Below are 15,390 nucleotides of genomic sequence, written 5' to 3'. Positions count from 1 at the left end.
TTGGGTTTTTCGCCGATATCACATTCAAAGGGACGCGCCGTGCTGTCTACTGCCAACATCACCATGCAATTCGGGCCAAAGCCCCTGTTCGAGAACATCTCGGTCAAATTCGGGGGAGGGAACCGCTATGGCCTGATCGGTGCTAACGGCTGCGGCAAGTCCACCTTCATGAAAATCCTCGGTGGCGACCTGGAGCCGAGTTCCGGCAACGTCATGCTGGAGCCGAACGTGCGCCTCGGTAAATTGCGCCAGGACCAGTTCGCGTATGAAGACGTGCGCGTGCTCGACGTCGTGATGATGGGCCACGCAGAAATGTGGGCCGCGATGACCGAGCGCGACGCGATCTACGCGAACCCCGACGCGACCGACGACGACTACATGCACGCCGCCGAGCTCGAAGCGAAGTTCGCCGAATACGACGGCTACACCGCCGAAGCGCGCGCGGGCGAACTGCTGCTCGGCATCGGCATCGCCATTGAAGATCACAACGGTCCGATGAGCAACGTGGCTCCGGGCTGGAAGCTGCGCGTGCTGCTCGCGCAGGCGCTGTTCTCGAAGCCGGACGTGCTGCTGCTCGACGAGCCGACCAACAACCTGGACATCAACTCGATCCGTTGGCTGGAAGACGTGCTCAACCAGTACAACTCGACGATGATCATCATCTCGCACGATCGACACTTCCTGAACCAGGTGTGCACGCACATGGCCGACATGGACTTCGGCACGCTGAAGGTCTATCCGGGCAACTACGACGACTACATGCTCGCGAGCACGCAGGCGCGCGAGCGTCAGCAGAACGCGAATGCGAAGGCGAAGGAGCGTGTCGCCGACCTGCAGGACTTCGTGCGCCGCTTCTCGGCGAACAAGTCGAAGGCGCGTCAGGCAACCAGCCGTCTCAAGATGATCGACAAGATCAAGATCGAGGAATTCAAGCCGTCGTCGCGGCAGAATCCGTTTATCCGTTTCGAGTTCGAGAAGAAGCTGCACAACATCGCAGTGGTCGCCGAAAACATTTCGAAGAAGTACGAGCGGACCATCTTCAATAACTTCAGCATCAGCGTGCAGCCGGGCGAGCGCATTGCGATCATCGGCGAGAACGGCGCGGGCAAGACCACGTTGCTGCGCTCGCTGCTCGGCAATCTGCCGCTCGATCACGGCACGGTGAAGTGGGCGGAAAACGCGAACGTCGGTTATATGCCGCAGGACACGTACGAAGAGTTTCCGCAAGACGTCACGCTGATGGACTGGATCGACGCCTATCGCAAGGAAGGCGACGACGAGCAGATGGTGCGCGGCACGCTCGGGCGGCTGCTCTTTAATGCCGACGACATTCGCAAATCGGTGAAGGTGCTGTCGGGCGGCGAGAAGGGCCGCATGATCTGGGGCAAGCTGATGCTCGGCCGCCACAACGTGCTGATGATGGACGAGCCGACCAATCACATGGACATGGAATCGATCGAGTCGCTGCAAATCGCGCTCGACAAGTTCGAAGGCACGCTGATTTTCGTCTCGCACGACCGCGAGTTCGTGAGCGGGCTGGCGAACCGGATTATCGAAGTGAAGACGGACGGCACGCTGAACGACTTTGGCGGGAATTACGAGGACTTTTTGGCGAGCCAAGGCGTGCAGTAAGGGTCCCGGAACGCCTATTCATGTGACGCCGTTGTCCTGCGGGATTGTCCCGTTGGGACAATGGCGGCCGACATATCCGCCGGGAAGCCGCCGCGTGGAATCGCTACTCCGTTGGGGGCAGCGCCGCCTTCAGCGCGATCAGTGCGTCAACAAAGCTCTCTGCATCTTTCTGATTCTCCACGTACACGTCAGCAAGCTTTCGTCCTTGCCCTGTGCGCGGCTCGACTATGTACCAGTGACCCTTCAACGAAGCACGATCTAACAGCTTTACGTCGGCCATCGTTCGATAGTAGAGCCTCGTTACGTCCTTCTTGGACGAATGGTTGAACCCGGTCAGCGTCTCGCGAGACGAGCCTTTACTGCCGGCTCCGAATTCCACATAGTCATCAGTAACATCGACGTATTCCGGCCGTTTGCTCCCGGGCTGCTCGTACATAACGCGTTCCACGATTTTCTTCGGATCACCTTGGACCGGCCCGGCTTTGTATTCGGTCGGGACGTAGACACAAGCGGTAAGCGCGAGAGCGGATAGAGCTACGGACAGAACGGCTTTCATTTGGTCCCTTTTATGTTTGTCGACGGCATCGTAGCAGAGGTAAGACGGGAGCTAGGCGGCGATCAAACTACAAAATAGTGCCCTTATCCGCGGGTACTTCGCCGCATGCCGGCAACTCACCGCCCATCTCGCCCACCGAACCCATCCCCCGACGCTGGCTAAAATAGAACAACCACCATCCGAAGCCAGGGCCGACATCATGAAGATCTACGACAAACTCTACATCGACGGCAAATGGATCGCGCCGTGCGGCACCGGCACGATCGACGTGATCGACTCCGGCACCGAGGAAGTCATGGGCCGCATCCCCGAGGGCGTCGACGCCGATGCGGAAAGCGCGATCGCGGCCGCGCGTGTGGCCTTCGACGGCTGGGCCGCCACGCCCGCCGCCGAGCGCGGCCGATACCTCGAGCGGATCGCGGAGAACCTCAAGGCGCGCACCGACGAACTCGCCGCGCTGATCGCAGGCGAAGTCGGCATGCCGCTGAAGCTCGCGCGCGCGATCCAGGTCGGCAGTCCCGTCTACAACTGGAACGCCTATGCGAAGCTCGCGGGCAGCTTCCAGTTCGAAGAACGCGTCGGCAATTCGCTCGTCGTGCGCGAACCGGTCGGCGTGGTTGCGGCGATCACGCCGTGGAACTATCCGCTCAATCAGATCACGCTGAAGGTCGCGGCCGCGCTCGCGGCCGGTTGCACGGTGGTGCTGAAACCGTCGGAGATCGCGCCTTTGAATGCGTTCGTGCTGGCCGAAGCGATCCACGAAGCGGGGCTGCCCGCCGGCGTGTTCAACCTCGTCAGCGGTTATGGGCCGGTGGTCGGCGAAATGCTGGCGAGCCATCCATCGGTCGATATGGTGTCGTTCACCGGCTCGACGCGCGCCGGCAAGCGCGTGTCGGAACTGGCATCGGCGACGATCAAGCGGGTCGCGCTCGAACTGGGCGGCAAATCGGCATCGGTCATTCTCGACGACGCCGATTTCGCCGCCGCGGTCAAAGGCACGGTCGGCGCATGCTTCCTCAATTCGGGGCAAACCTGTTCGGCGCACACGCGCATGCTGGTGCCCGAAGCGCGTTACGACGAAGCGCGCGCGCTCGCGAAACAGGCGGCCGAAAGCTACGCAGCCGGCGATCCGCGCGACGAGAAAACGCGCCTCGGCCCGCTGGCCTCCGCCGCGCAACAGGCGCGTGTGCAGCAGTACATCGCGAAGGGCATCGAGGAGGGCGCCGAACTCGTGACCGGCGGTGCGGGGCTGCCCGACGGCGTGTCGAAAGGCTTTTTCGTCAAGCCGACGGTGTTCGGCCGCGTGCATCCGAAAGCGACGATCGCGCAAGAAGAAATCTTCGGGCCGGTGCTGTCCATTCTGACTTACAAGGACGAAGACGAAGCAATTCGGATTGCCAACGATTCGCCATACGGACTCGGCGGCGCAGTGTGGGCCGGCAGCGACGAGCGCGCGCAACGCGTCGCGCGCCGCATCCGCACGGGGCAGATCGACATCAACGGCGGCGCGTGGAATATGGCGGCGCCGTTCGGCGGCTTCAAGCAGTCGGGCTTCGGACGCGAGAACGGCGTCTTTGGACTCGAGGAATATCTCGAACTCAAGTCGATGCAATTCAAAGTCTGACGCGGATGACCGGCATCAACGAACCCGCGCGCGCCGCAACGGCATGCGCGCACCGCTTGATCTGACGCAACCCCGGCCGCGCCCGACCGACGATTATCCACGCTTTGATAATCGTCCGTCGGGTCAGCCATGCTCAACTCTCATTCGTTTTCTCCGCTGGTCATTCGCGGCCGCTCGCTCTTGCCGATCGTGCAAGGCGGCATGGGCGTCGGCATTTCGGCGCACCGGCTCGCAGGCAGCGTCGCGCGCGAGGGCGCGCTCGGCACCATCGCCAGTATCGACTTGCGTCATCATCATCCCGATCTCGTCGAACGTTGCCGGCAGTCGCCCGACCGTGCCACGCTCGAAGAGGCGAATCTCACCGCGCTCGCGCGTGAAATTCATGCGGCGAAGAAGCTGAGCGAAGGCCGCGGCATGATCGCCGTCAACGTGATGAAGGCGGTCAGCGCGCAAGCCGATTACGTGCGCGCCGCCTGCGAAAACGGCGCCGACGCGATCGTGATGGGCGCGGGCCTGCCGCTCGATTTGCCGGAGATGACGCAAGGCCACGACATCGCGCTGATTCCGATTCTGTCGGACAGCCGCGGCGTCGCGCTGGTGCTGAAGAAGTGGATGAAGAAGGGCCGCTTGCCCGACGCCGTCGTGATCGAACATCCGGCGCATGCGGGCGGCCATCTCGGCGTCACGAACATCGCCGATATGAACGATCAGCGCTTCGACTTCAGGCGCATTCTCGATGAACTCGAGACCGTGTTCACGTCGCTCGGGATCGATCGCAAGCAGGTGCCGTTGATTCTCGCGGGCGGCATCAATAGTCATGAGGCCGTGCGCGCGCTGCTGAACGCGGGCGCGAACGGCGTGCAGCTCGGCACGCCGTTCGCCGTGACCGAGGAAGGCGACGCGCATCCGAACTTCAAGCGCGTGCTGGCCGAGGCGGCGCCGGATGACATCGTCGAATTCGTCAGCGTGACGGGTTTGCCCGCGCGTGCCGTGAAAACGCCGTGGCTCACGCGCTATTTGCGGCATGAAGCGAGGATTCGCGAGAAGGTCGGCGCGCTCAGGCAGGCGTGCCCGACGGCGCTCGAATGTCTGAGCGTGTGCGGGTGGCGTGACGGCGTCGAAAAGTTCGGGCACTTCTGCATCGACACGCGGCTTGCCGCGGCCTTGCGCGGCGATGTGGCCAACGGCCTCTTTTTTCGCGGCAAGGAAGCGCTGCCGTTCGGCTCGGCGATTCGCAGCGTGCACGACCTGATCGAACTGCTGTTGACCGGCGCGACGCGACCGGCTGTCGCAGGGCGGCTGGCTTTCTCCCTCGGTTGATGGGAGTCAACGTGACGCGCGGCGGGAGCTTCGACAATCCCCGTAGATCAACAAAAAGGGGAAGAAAAATGAAGCTCTCGCTCAGCAACACCATCAGGACGGCTGCGTTGGCATCGGGGCTGCTCTGCGCCGCCGCGCTCATTCCGCAGGCGCATGCCGCCGGCGACGACTCGATGAGCGGCATTCACGCCGGCGACGTGATCGTTCGATTGCGCGCAATCAGCATCATGCCGAGCGTATCGACGACAGGCACGCTCTCCACGCTGAACACCGACGTCAACAACGCGATCGTGCCGGAACTGGATCTGACCTACATGATCCGCGATTATCTCGGCGTCGAACTGATTCTCGGCACGTCGCGTCATCAGTTGACTTCGAGCATCGGCCCGCTTGGCGGAGTGAACGTGCTGCCGCCCACGTTGCTGCTGCAATATCACTTCAATCACGCGGGGCGCGTGCGTCCGTATGTCGGCGCGGGTCTGAACTACACGTTGTTCTATAACAATGGCTTGCACGCCGGCGGGCAGCCGGTGTCGATCCGCAATCACAGCTTCGGTCCGGCATTGCAGGCAGGCGTCGACGTGCAGGTGACAAAGACGCTCTTCGTCAACGCGGACATCAAGAAGATCTGGATGCACACGGATGCATCGCTCGGCGGGCAGCCGCTTGGCCGCGTGAGCATCGATCCGGTGGTGGTGGGGCTCGGCGTCGGCATGCGCTTCTGAGCGAAACGCTCAGAGCTTGTCGTTCTGAAAACGCATGGCCGTGCCTTCGCGTTCGATGCGGGTCCACACGGCCCGCTTTTCTTCATCGCTCATGAATACCCAGTTCGATACCTCGCCGGCCGTGCGGCCGCAGCCTTTGCAGACTTCGTCGAAAAGTGTCGAACACACGCCGATGCACGGGCTGTCGGGTAGAGCGTGGAGATTGGAAGCCATCGGAAACCTTGCAGCAGAAAAGCGGAGGTCCGCTATGTTAACCGATACGGGACGTGAAGCCGCCCGAGCCCGTCCGCGAGGCCGATACTGCGCCGCCGCCGAGCGCGGCCCGCGTCGGCCTCACCGCGCGATGCTGTAACCGATTCGCGCCATCCAGTGCTGACGGTTGTTGTAGTCGAGCAGATCCTCGCCGTAGCCGTTGAAATAACCGATCCACAGATAGCCGCCCCACGCGCTGCCGAGCAGCTTCGCGAGCGGATAGGTGAATTGCGTGTCGACGCTGCCGTACCAGTGCTTCGTGCCTTTGCGCAGCGTGGTCGCCAGTTGCCAGCCATCGGGGCTGCCGTATTTGACGAGCAGATCGACATAGCCGCGATAGTCCGCAATGTCCGGATTACTGGACGTGCCGACGTAGTAATAAATTTTCGGCGACACCGTCAGATGGTTGGCCGTCAGATCGCCGAATTCCCACGTCGGGCGGATGAACGGCATGTTGATGCTGCGCGAATCGCTTCCGCCTTTGCCGTTCGATTCATGCGCGACGCCCGCCGCAAAACCCATGCGCGTGAAGAACGGACTGCGCCAGCCCGTGTCCGGCACGTAGTAGAAAAGCTGCGGCGAGTACGTCGTGTCGCGAAACGGACGCGAGTCGGCGGAGAGATCCCAGATCGACGTCTGCGTGTAGGCGAAGTAGAGGTTGTCGGTGAAGGCTTTGGAGCGCAGGTCGTCGGGAATGCGCAAGCGATACTTGAAGCTCAGTTGCAGCCGCGCATTGGTGTCGCCGTTGTGGCCGACGCCGATATACATCGGGTCGTAGTAGGAAACGTGCGCAAGCACGCCGCGTCCGGTCGTCGATAGCGAGTCGCCTGGCGGCGAGATCGCGTCGCCCGAGGGGCCGTCGAGCGCGGCAGCCGTCGCCGCGGCCTGGGCCGGCGTGCGGGCCTGGCTTTCGCTGCGCTCGGCCTGCGCTATGGCGTTCTGGTTGGGACCGCGATTGATCACGACGACCGCGGGCGAAGCATCGAAACCGATCGGATCGACACGCACTTCTCCGCGAGCCGAGTCCGGCCAAGGCGCGGAAAAGCGCACCTTGCGGAACTGGCCCGGCCGCAGACGCAGCGTGTCGGGCACGCCCGCTTCGCGCGCGAGTTCGAGCGGCTGCGCAGACTGCTCGCCGCCGCTCAGGTTCACGCGCAGCGTTTGCGGCACGGCGACGGTAAGCGGCGTGGCGTCGTCGGCGGAATAGAGCAACGTGATCTGCAGCGGCTCGTTGGCCGCGGCGATGCGCGCCGGCTGCAGCATCGCGACGGTGGCCGCCGCCTCGCCGGGAAAGGCGCTCGACAACACCAGCGCAGCGAGGACGCAGACGAGTCTGCCGCGGCCGAAGCGGTGGCCGGGCACGCGCAAGGGTCTGGCGGAGGCGCGATGGGTAAGGCGGTCGAATGCAGCAATGAGGAAAGCCGGAGGCAAAGCAGGAAGCGGCATGGGCTGTCGTCCAGGAGCAAGGGCGGTGAGCAAAACGGCGCGCCGCGTGTCGACTGAAGTCATGCGCGGGGCATGGCGTCATCGCCGCCGCCTGGCGGATACGGCACGCAGACGGCACAACGCGGTGGCAAGACAAACAAGCGAATGGCCGCCGCAATAGCGCAGGCAGCCATCGGGACTACGGCGAAGGCGGCGCCACGGCCAGCGGCGGCGCCGTTCAACTCGAAATACTAAAAGAATATTTACAACTGCGTTGCAACGATTGGCGAATGGCCTCGCGGCTCGCGAGGCGGCTCACTCACCCAACGCAACCTGCCACAGCAGCGCGCCGTTCAGCAGGATGATGAAAGCCGCCGACATCCACGCCAGCACCAGCGGCACGCCGTGCACGCGCCAGTCGCGCATCAGGCTCGTATCCGACGCGTAGCGGATCAGCGGCACGACCGCGAGCGGCAATTGCAGGCTCAGCACCACCTGGCTTGCCACCAGCAACTGATTCGAGCCTTCCTGGCCGAACATCGTCACGGCCACCAGCGCCGGTCCGATTGCCAGTGCGCGCGTGAGCAGCGCACGCTTCCAGCGCGGCAGACGCAGTTGCAGGAAGCCTTCCATCACCGCCTGGCCGGCCAGCGTGCCGGTGACGGTCGCGCTCAGTCCGCAGGCCAGCAGCGCCGCGGCAAACAGGATGCCGGCCCAGCGCGTGCCGAGCAGCGGCGCGATCAGACGATGAGCGTCCGCGAGATCGGTGACGTCGCGGTGGCCGCTCGCATGGAACACGGCGGCGGCGACGATCAGCAGCGCGGCATTGATCACGAAAGCAAAGAGCAGCGAGCCGATGGTGTCGATATTGACGACATGCAGCGCGGCCTTGATCTGCGCGTCGCTGTTGTCGGGCGCGTGATGCTTGACGAGCGACGAGTGCAGATAGAGGTTGTGCGGCATCACCGTCGCGCCGACGATGCCCGCCGCGAGCCACAGCATGCCCGCGTTGCGCAGAAGCTCGGGGCTGGGCGCGGTGCCCGCCAGCGCCGCGTGCCAGTCGGGCCGCGCGAGCGCCAGTTCGATCACGAAGCACAAGCCGACGAAGCCGATCAGCAACGCGATCACCGCTTCCAGCTTGCGGCCGCCTATCTGCTGAAGCGCCAGCAGCGCGAACGTGCATACCGCGGACATCAGCACACCCACGGTCAGCGAGACGCCCAGCAGCAATTGCAACGCGACGGCGCTGCCGACCACTTCGGCGACATCGCAGGCGATGATCGCCACTTCGCTGGTCAGCCACAGGAAGATCGTGCGGCGCGGCCCCGAACGCTCGCGGCAAACCTGCGCGAGATCGCGCCCGGTCACGACGCCGAGCCGTGACGACAGCCATTGCAGCAGCATCGCCATCAGGCTGGAGAGCACCACCATGCCGAGCAACTGGTAGCCGTAGCCGGCGCCCGCGCCGAGCGCCGTTGCCCAATTGCCGGGATCGATATAGCCGACGGCAATCAGCGCACCCGCGCCGACGAACGAGAACCAGTGCGCGGGTCCTCCTTCGGGCAGACGTCGACGGCGGTTTGGGCGCAGCGCGAACGGATTGGTGTTCATGGATGCCTGAGGTCAAAGACTGCCTGGTTTCGCAAGGCTTGTGCCCGCCGGGCGCGTTGCTGCCGATCGAGCCCGCGCCTCGCCGCTGTTGCCCCTTGTCCGTTGTCAGCTATTGTGCTCCGTCGCCCGGCTTCGCGTTTGGCTTGTCATGCGCGTGGGAGCCTACGTGAGGCCGCCGCCAGAGCGCCTAAGCGTGGCGGCGTTTTTTTCGGGTAGACACGCGCCCATAACCCGCTAAAATTGCGCCCATTTTCCGGCGGCGCGGCTTACGCTGTACCGTTTGCGCGACACTGCGGCATTTTTTTTGGACCGCGCAATAATTGATGGTAGTTTTCGGGTTTTTCAGGGGAGCCGCTAGCGCAGCATGGCGCAGCTCGCGGCGTGCGTGAGGACGGCCGGCTCGGACCGGCACGATCGGAGAACGGGATGAAAAGACGGGTAGTGGGGCAAGTGGCTGCGCTGGTCTTGTGCGCGGCGCCGTGGTTGACGGCGGCAGCGAAGGATACGCAGCTCAACGTGTACAACTGGTCCGATTACATCGCCAAGGACACCATTCCGAACTTCACGAAGCAGTCCGGCGTCCAGGTCAAATACGACAACTACGATAGCGACGACACGCTGCAAGCCAAGCTGCTGACCGGCAATTCCGGTTACGACATCGTCGTGCCGACCAGCAATTACGCCGGCAAGCAGATCGCCGCGGGCATCTTCGCGCCGCTCGACAAGTCAAAGCTGCCGAACCTCAAGTACCTCGACCCGTCGCTGATGGCGCTTGTGGCCGGCGCCGATCCCGGCAACAAGTTCACGGTGCCCTGGGCGTACGGCACGACCGGACTCGGCTACAACGTGACGAAGGCCCAGCAGATTCTCGGCAAGAATGTGCCGCTCGATAACTGGGACGTGCTCTTCAAGCCGGAAAACATCTCGAAGCTGAAGGCGTGCGGCGTGTCCGTGCTGGATGCGCCGGATCAGATGTTCGCCGCCGCGCTGCATTACATCGGCAAAGACCCGATGAGCACGAATCCGGCCGACTATCGCGAGGCGCTCGCGATGCTCAAGAAGATTCGCCCGTACATCACGCAGTTCAACTCGTCGGGCTATATCAACGATCTGGTGGGTGGCGACGTGTGCTTCGCCTACGGCTGGTCGGGCGACGTGGTGATCGCGAAACATCGCGCGATCGAAGCGAAGAAGCCGTACAAGATCGAGTATTACATTCCGAAGGGCGGCGCGCCCGTATGGTTCGACGTGATGGCGATTCCGAAGGACGCGAAGAACAAGGAAGCCGCGCTCGAGTGGATCAACTACATCGAAACGCCGCAAGTGCATGCCGCGATCACCAACGCCGTCTACTACCCGAGCGCGAATCTCGAAGCGCGTAAATACGTGGATAAGGACGTCGCGAACGATCCCGCCGTGTACCCGCCGCCCGAAGTCATCAAGACGCTGTTCCTGTTGAAGCCGTTGCCGCCCGAAGTGCAGCGGCTGCAGACGCGGCTCTGGACCGAGTTCAAGTCCGGCCGCTGAAGCGTGGCCGGAGTGAACGGGTAACAGCATCATCAAGAAGCCCTCGGTGTTCACCGGGGGCTTTGTTCGTCAAACGCCGGAGTGAAGCATTGTGATGAGTAGTGAGCAGCCGGGCGCGCTGGACCGGACGGCCGTGTCGCCCGCCGGCGGCAACGCCGCGATCGACGCCGCCGCCGATAATTTCGTGCAGGTCGTCGACGTCGTGAAGAAATTCGGCGAGACCGTGGCGGTCAAGCAGGTCAATCTGTCGGTGAAAAAGGGCGAGCTGTTCGCGCTGCTCGGCAGTTCCGGCTGCGGCAAGTCGACGTTGTTGCGGATGCTCGCCGGGCTCGAGACCGTGACCTCGGGCAAGATCCTTATCGACGGCGAAGACCTTGCGCAACTGCCGCCGTACCGGCGGCCGGTCAACATGATGTTCCAGTCGTATGCGCTTTTTCCGCATATGACGGTCGAGTCGAACGTCGCGTTCGGTCTGAAGCAGGAAGGCGTGGCCAAGGCCGAACTCAAGGACCGCGTGCAGACCGCGCTCGAACTCGTGCAGATGGGCCGCTTTGCGAAGCGCAAGCCGCATCAGCTTTCCGGCGGCCAGCAGCAGCGGGTGGCGCTGGCGCGTTCGCTGGTGAAGCGGCCGAAGCTGTTGCTGCTCGACGAACCGATGTCCGCGCTCGACAAGCAGATTCGCCAGCGCACGCAGATCGAGCTCGTCAACATTCTCGACAAGGTCGGCGTGACCTGCATCATGGTCACGCACGATCAGGAAGAAGCGATGACGATGGCCGGGCGCCTCGCGGTAATGAGCGAAGGCGAGATCGTCCAGCTCGGCACGCCGCACGAGGTGTACGAGTATCCGAATAGCCGCTTCTCGGCGGAGTTCATCGGCTCGACGAATCTGTTCGAAGGCCATACGGTCGAGGACGAACCCGACCACGTCTTTATCGAAACGCCCGATCTGACTTGCCGTTTGTATGTGAGCCACGGCATTACCGGTCCGCTCGGCATGCCGGTGACGATCTCGGTGCGGCCCGAGCGGATCGCGCTCACGAGCAAGCCGCCCGAGGGCGCGTTCAACTGGGGCAAGGGCGTCGTGTCGAATATCGCGTACATGGGCGGCTATTCGCTGTATCACGTGAAGCTCGACGGCGGCAAAACCGTGATCGCGAACGTGACGAGCCTCGCGCTGACGGAGATCGATCCGCCCACCTGGGGCGACGAAGTGTACGTGCGCTGGAGCGCATCGGCCGGTGTGGTGCTGACGTCATGAAGCGCCAGTTCCATTCGGTTCTCAACTGGCCGGTGCGGCGCTTTAACCTGACGGGCCGCACCGCCGTGGTGGCCGGTCCGTTCGTCTGGCTGCTGCTGTTTTTTCTGGTGCCGTTTCTGCTGGTCGTGAAGATCAGCTTTGCCGATTTGCAGCTCGGCATTCCGCCGTATACCGAGCTCACGAGTTTCGCGGACGGCGCGATCAATCTCAAGCTCGATCTGTCGCATTACGCGTTTCTCGTCACCGACAGCCTGTATTTCGCGACGTATGTGAATTCGGTTGTCGTGGCCGCGATTTCGACGCTGCTGTGCCTGCTGATCGGTTATCCGATGGCGTATTACATCGCACGTTCGGATCCAGCGCGCCGCAATCTGCTGATGATGGCCGTGATGCTGCCGTTCTGGACGTCGTTCCTGATTCGCGTGTATGCGTGGATCGGGATTCTGAAAAACAACGGGCTGCTGAATAACTTTCTGATGTCGATCGGCCTGATTCATTCGCCGATAGAGCTGTATCACACGAATACGGCGGTTTATATCGGCATGGTCTATTCGTATCTGCCGTTTCTCGTGATGCCGTTGTACGCGCATCTCGTGAAAATGGACATGACCTTGCTCGAAGCCGCCTACGACCTGGGCGCAAGACCTTGGAAAGCGTTCTGGCAGATCACATTGCCGCTTTCGAAGAACGGCATTATCGCCGGTTGCCTGCTGGTGTTTATCCCGGCGGTGGGCGAGTACGTGATTCCGGAATTGCTCGGCGGCGCGAATACGCTGATGATCGGTCGCGTGATGTGGAATGAGTTTTTCGACAATGCCGATTGGCCGATGGCTTCGGCCGTGACGTGTGCGATGGTAGTGCTGCTGTTGGTGCCGATGGCGTTTTTCCAGTACGCGCAGGCCAAGGCGATGGAGGAAAAACGCTGATGAAGCCGAACCGGATATTGCAGTTCACCGCGTTGGCGCTGGGCTTTCTGTTCCTGTATATACCGATTATCAGTCTGGTCGTCTATTCGTTCAACGAATCGCAACTCGTCACCGTATGGACGCGTTTTTCGACGCGCTGGTATGCGGCGTTATTGCACGACGACGAACTGATTGCGGCGGCGTGGCTGTCGTTGAGAGTAGCGGTGCTGACGGCGTTTGCGTCGGTGATTATCGGCACATGGGCGGGTTTTGTGCTCGCGCGCATGGGGCGTTTTCGCGGCTTTACGCTTTATACCGGCATGATCAACGCGCCGCTCGTGATCCCTGAGGTGATTCAGGGCATATCGCTGCTGCTGCTCTTTATCGAAATGGCGAAGTGGCTCGGCTGGCCGGCGGGGCGCGGCATTTTCACGATCTGGATCGGGCACGTGATGCTGTGTATTTCGTACGTGGCGATTATCGTGCAGTCGCGTGTCAAGGAGTTGCATCCTTCGCTCGAGGAAGCGGCGCTCGACCTCGGCGCGACGCCGCTGCGGGTGTTTTTCTCGATCACGTTGCCGCTGATTTCACAGGCGCTGGTGTCGGGCTGGTTATTGTCTTTTACGTTGTCGATCGACGATCTGGTTTTATCCGCGTTTCTGTCGGGGCCGGGGTCGACGACGTTGCCGCTGGTGGTTTTTTCGCGCGTCAGGTTGGGTTTGAATCCCGAGATGAATGCGTTGGCGACGTTGTTTATCGCGGTGGTGACGGTTGGCGTGGTGGCGGTGAATTATTTTATGCAGCGGGCGGAGAGGAGAAGGGTGCAGGTGAGGGGGTAGGTGACGGGGCAAGTGCGCTTGCCCTGTTTCACGAATTGCAGCTTAAACCCTATACCCAATCCGAACCCCGCCCCAATGCCGTCCCTGCACAAAAACCGGCGCGGACGCATCCTTCATCAAAACAAACTGTCCACCGCCCATATCGCGCCGATACGTCTGCAGCAAAAACTTCTTCGTATGCGACCCGGCAGCCAGTCCAGTGCGGTCGTTAAAAATGCGCCGGTTCCGGCAATTGGCCATATTCCACACGACATCGTCACGCTGCGGCAAAGAGAACTTCAGGTTGTGCGTCGGCAGATAACCGCGCACGTCGATTGCGGCAGAGAACGCAACCCTCGGATCGAGATCAAGTAGCGGCTCCTGAATCGCCGGCAGAACGCGATCGGTGAAAGCCGTGAACCGCGTCATGAACTGCTGCGGATTGCTGCCAGGCACGGGCACGTAATGCTGATCGAACAGATCGTCGAGCGAAATCTCGCCGCGTGCGACCGCCGCCTCGAATAGCTTGCTCACCGCCGCCGCCGCGTCCTGCACGGCTTCGATGAAACGCGTGTCCGGCGTCTCGACGCCCGCCGCCGCCGTCAGTTCGATCAAGGTCTCTGAGACGCCGAGCAGATTGCCGAGCCGATCCTTCGCCTGCACGAAGTTCTCGCTCGAATCCTCGACGCCGCTCGCCATTTCCAGCACCTGCGCCTCGAGTCCGCCGCACTGCGTCTCGATTTCGCCGGTCAACGCGGCGATCTGCTCGGCCTCGTTGTTCAGATGCGCGATCGCGTCGCCCGTCGAATGCACGACGTCGCCGATCTTGCGCGTGCCCTCGCGCACCCGATGCGCCCGCTCCGTATTCACCGAGCCTTCGTTGATCAACTGCTCGGTCTGCTGCGTGAGTTGCGCGAGCGTGGTCTCGATCTGGCCGGTCGCCTGCGCGGTCTTCGCCGACAGATTCTTCACCTCGGCCGCCACCACCGCGAAACTTCGGCCGGACTCGCCGGCGCGCGCGGCTTCGATCGCCGCGTTCAGCGCGAGCAGATGCGTTTGCCGCGCGATCAGCGAGATTTCCTCGGAGACGCGGCTCACATGCGCGAGCGCGCTGCGCAGCGCGCCGATCTGACTCTCGATCACAGTCACGCCTTCTACCAGCCCGTGGATGTCGGCAAGCGACGCCTCCAGCGTGTCGTGCGATTCCTGCACGCCGGTCGCCGCTTGCGCCGACACATCGCGCATACCCCGCGCGGCGGTCGCGATCCGATGATTGCCGGCGAGCGTCTGCGCGGCGGATTCGCGCAACGCCCGGCACACCTGTGCCTGATGCTGCACGCGCGCGGCGACTTCATCGACGTGGCCCGATACATCGCAGATTTCGATACCCAGTTTGCCCGCCTGCGCGGCAATATCGCCGACGACCCCTTGCGGTCGGCCCGTCCGGCGAAAGCTGAAACGCGACATGAACGTCTCCTTGATGACGCTAGCAACGCTGCCGGTCACGCGCTCGTCGAGCACGAACACAGCCTCTTCTCGACGCGTTTACGGCTGGCTTTCGGCGGACTTGATACGGGGTATCCCGCAGTCGCTACGCCGCAGTCGTTATGATGTCCGGTTTGGCGCCGCGGCAAGCGCCGCCATTCCTGATCAACTTTAACGATGTTCGATTCCTTCGCGCGCGCTTCCGGCTGGCAGCAGCTTTACCATCTGTGGGAGCTGATCGTCATGCTC

At 62.6% G+C, this 15,390-nt stretch carries 13 protein-coding genes; 8 read left to right on the top strand and 5 right to left on the bottom strand.

Annotated elements, in window-relative coordinates; genetic code table 11:
- Positions 1-39 precede the first annotated feature (39 nt).
- Entirely contained in the window at positions 40-1,632 is a 1,593-nt protein-coding gene (locus BGRAMDRAFT_RS25500; protein ID WP_006051762.1) for an ABC-F family ATPase, read from the top strand.
- A gap of 103 nt (positions 1,633-1,735) precedes the next feature.
- On the opposite strand, the gene BGRAMDRAFT_RS25495 is transcribed toward BGRAMDRAFT_RS25500, so the two are convergent.
- On the bottom strand, positions 1,736-2,188 hold the full coding sequence (locus tag BGRAMDRAFT_RS25495; protein ID WP_006051761.1) for a hypothetical protein: 453 nt from the start codon (positions 2,186-2,188) through the stop codon (positions 1,736-1,738).
- 199 nt (positions 2,189-2,387) lie between these two features.
- Between BGRAMDRAFT_RS25495 and BGRAMDRAFT_RS25490 the strand changes: the two genes are divergently transcribed.
- The 3 genes from BGRAMDRAFT_RS25490 (at position 2,388) to BGRAMDRAFT_RS25480 (ending at position 5,857) form a co-directional block, all read left to right on the top strand.
- Positions 2,388-3,812: an aldehyde dehydrogenase family protein gene (locus tag BGRAMDRAFT_RS25490; protein WP_006051760.1), complete on the top strand. Its 1,425-nt coding sequence runs from the start codon at positions 2,388-2,390 to the stop codon at positions 3,810-3,812.
- A 129-nt stretch (positions 3,813-3,941) separates the two neighbouring features.
- Positions 3,942-5,132: an NAD(P)H-dependent flavin oxidoreductase gene (locus tag BGRAMDRAFT_RS25485; RefSeq protein ID WP_006051759.1), complete on the top strand. Its 1,191-nt coding sequence runs from the start codon at positions 3,942-3,944 to the stop codon at positions 5,130-5,132.
- Between the two features lie 68 nt (positions 5,133-5,200).
- The gene (locus BGRAMDRAFT_RS25480) at positions 5,201-5,857 is read left to right on the top strand and encodes an OmpW/AlkL family protein (RefSeq protein ID WP_006051758.1); all 657 of its coding nucleotides are present in this window, start codon (positions 5,201-5,203) and stop codon (positions 5,855-5,857) included.
- A gap of 9 nt (positions 5,858-5,866) precedes the next feature.
- Here the strand turns inward: BGRAMDRAFT_RS25480 and BGRAMDRAFT_RS25475 are convergent, their stop codons facing one another.
- The 3 genes from BGRAMDRAFT_RS25475 to BGRAMDRAFT_RS25465 all read right to left on the bottom strand — a co-directional run bounded on the left by BGRAMDRAFT_RS25475 (position 5,867) and on the right by BGRAMDRAFT_RS25465 (position 9,145).
- Complete coding sequence (locus BGRAMDRAFT_RS25475; RefSeq protein WP_006051757.1) at positions 5,867-6,070, bottom strand: DUF1289 domain-containing protein; 204 nt, start codon at positions 6,068-6,070, stop codon at positions 5,867-5,869.
- Between the two features lie 120 nt (positions 6,071-6,190).
- Positions 6,191-7,555, bottom strand: a complete 1,365-nt coding sequence (locus tag BGRAMDRAFT_RS25470) for a phospholipase A (protein ID WP_006051756.1) — start codon at positions 7,553-7,555, stop codon at positions 6,191-6,193.
- Between the two features lie 294 nt (positions 7,556-7,849).
- Positions 7,850-9,145: an Nramp family divalent metal transporter gene (locus BGRAMDRAFT_RS25465; protein WP_006051755.1), complete on the bottom strand. Its 1,296-nt coding sequence runs from the start codon at positions 9,143-9,145 to the stop codon at positions 7,850-7,852.
- 426 nt (positions 9,146-9,571) lie between these two features.
- On the opposite strand from BGRAMDRAFT_RS25465, the gene BGRAMDRAFT_RS25460 reads away from it, so the two are divergent.
- The 4 genes from BGRAMDRAFT_RS25460 (at position 9,572) to BGRAMDRAFT_RS25445 (ending at position 13,677) form a co-directional block, all read left to right on the top strand.
- On the top strand, positions 9,572-10,672 hold the full coding sequence (locus BGRAMDRAFT_RS25460) for a polyamine ABC transporter substrate-binding protein (RefSeq protein WP_006051754.1): 1,101 nt from the start codon (positions 9,572-9,574) through the stop codon (positions 10,670-10,672).
- Positions 10,673-10,766: 94 nt separating this feature from the next.
- Positions 10,767-11,933: an ABC transporter ATP-binding protein gene (locus BGRAMDRAFT_RS25455; protein WP_006051753.1), complete on the top strand. Its 1,167-nt coding sequence runs from the start codon at positions 10,767-10,769 to the stop codon at positions 11,931-11,933.
- Positions 11,930-12,859 (top strand): ABC transporter permease subunit, encoded by a 930-nt coding sequence (locus BGRAMDRAFT_RS25450; protein WP_006051752.1) that lies wholly within the window; start codon positions 11,930-11,932, stop codon positions 12,857-12,859. Before BGRAMDRAFT_RS25455 ends, BGRAMDRAFT_RS25450 begins: the two co-directional genes overlap by 4 nt.
- Positions 12,859-13,677, top strand: coding sequence for an ABC transporter permease subunit (locus tag BGRAMDRAFT_RS25445; protein ID WP_006051751.1), 819 nt, complete (start codon positions 12,859-12,861; stop codon positions 13,675-13,677). The genes BGRAMDRAFT_RS25450 and BGRAMDRAFT_RS25445 overlap by 1 nt, the downstream gene beginning before the upstream one ends.
- 42 nt (positions 13,678-13,719) lie before the next feature.
- Here the strand turns inward: BGRAMDRAFT_RS25445 and BGRAMDRAFT_RS25440 are convergent, their stop codons facing one another.
- Positions 13,720-15,123: a methyl-accepting chemotaxis protein gene (locus BGRAMDRAFT_RS25440; RefSeq protein WP_044021883.1), complete on the bottom strand. Its 1,404-nt coding sequence runs from the start codon at positions 15,121-15,123 to the stop codon at positions 13,720-13,722.
- Between the last annotated feature and the right edge of the window lie 267 nt (positions 15,124-15,390).

Source organism: Paraburkholderia graminis C4D1M (assembly GCF_000172415.1).
GTDB lineage: Bacteria > Pseudomonadota > Gammaproteobacteria > Burkholderiales > Burkholderiaceae > Paraburkholderia > Paraburkholderia graminis.
This window is presented reverse-complemented; position numbering and strand designations above follow the sequence as displayed.